Below are 1,334 nucleotides of genomic sequence, written 5' to 3'. Positions count from 1 at the left end.
GTGCGCTGGCGGCTGAACCGCAAATCCTGCTGTTTGATGAGCCGACTTCCGCGCTCGATCCCGAACTGGTGCGCGAAGTGAACCAAACCATGCGCAGCCTGGCGCAAACCGGCATCACCATGATCATCAGCACCCACGACATCGCATTTGCGGCGGGCGTTGCCGATCGCGTGGTGTTCCTGCAGAACGGCGCGCTGATTGAAGAAGGCCCGCCGACAATTCTGCAAAATCCGCAAACGCCAGCGTTTGCCACCTTCCTTGAACATGAAAATGCTGCGGAGGCGCCACATGCCAACGCGCTTTGAACTCACGGCACGCGAGCGCCTCGGCGATGCGCTGTTCCGCTATATGCAGGGCCAACCGGCCGATGCGCTGGGTAACGAACCCGATGCCAATCAGCAGGCGCTGCGCCGCTTTCGTCTGCTTCCGCGCGTGCTGCAGGGCAATGAAAGCATCGACACGCAGATTTCTCTGCACCAGCAAAACTGGTCCGCGCCGATTGGCGTCGGCGCGTTTGCCGGTGACCGTATTTTTCACGAAGAAGGTGTGCTGCCGATTGCGCGCGCCTGCAAACGTCTGCAATTGCCGCTGGTGATCTCGGAAGAAACCGTCACGCCGCTGGAGCAGATTGGTGCGGAGTACGATCGCTGCTGGCTGCAACTGCGTGCGGCGGGTGATATTGGCCGCATCAAAGGGTTAATCGATCAGGCTGCGCAGGCCGGATTCAAAAATATCGTGCTGACGGTGCTGGCGCCGGTACATCCGGTGGCCGGATTACAACCCGGCGGCTTCTCGATTGGTGATGCGTTAAAACAGCGCGGCTGGCACACCATCGGCGGCACGCAGCCGGGCGTTGCGCCGCTGCCGGCTTTTCCGGTGTGGCGCTGGCAGGAAATTGACGAGGTAGCGGCGCACTGCGCCAATCATCAACTGCCTTTGTGGCTGAAAGGCGTTCTGCATCATGACGATGCGGCGCAGGCCGCGCAGCACGGCGTCAGCGGTTTGATTGCCTCGAACATTGGCCTGCGCCAGAGCGCGCGCTGGGCCACGCCAGTCGATCAGCTGCCTGATTTGCAGGCGGTGACGCGTCTGCCGCTGCTGCTGGATGGCGGCGTACGCTGCGGCAGCGATGCGGTGGTGGCGCGCTGCCTTGGCGCATCGCTGTCGCTCAGCGTGCGACCGATCATCAGCGCCTTAGTCGCGGGTGGCGAAAGCGCGGTGTTCGATCTGCTGTCCGGCTGGATCAATGAAATCACAGCCATTAGTCATTGGTGCGGAGTCAGCGATATGGCGAGCCTTAACGGCAGTTTCATCACCGTAATGCCGCAGTAGTT

2 protein-coding genes are annotated in these 1,334 nt (G+C 61.5%); both read left to right on the top strand.

Annotation, left to right across the window (positions count from 1 at the left end):
• Window positions 1–305 (top strand): AAA family ATPase (locus tag RTY00_RS19095; RefSeq protein ID WP_312665533.1); only part of this gene is annotated, 305 nt, incomplete at its 5' end.
• Entirely contained in the window at window positions 289–1,332 is a 1,044-nt protein-coding gene (locus RTY00_RS19090; RefSeq protein ID WP_312665530.1) for an alpha-hydroxy acid oxidase, read from the top strand. The genes RTY00_RS19095 and RTY00_RS19090, both read left to right, overlap by 17 nt.
• Window positions 1,333–1,334 lie beyond the last annotated feature (2 nt).

The organism is Pantoea sp. CTOTU49201, assembly GCF_032054795.1.
Lineage (GTDB): Bacteria > Pseudomonadota > Gammaproteobacteria > Enterobacterales > Enterobacteriaceae > Pantoea > Pantoea symbiotica.
Note: the sequence above shows the minus strand (reverse complement) of the source record. Positions and strands in the feature narration are given on the sequence as shown.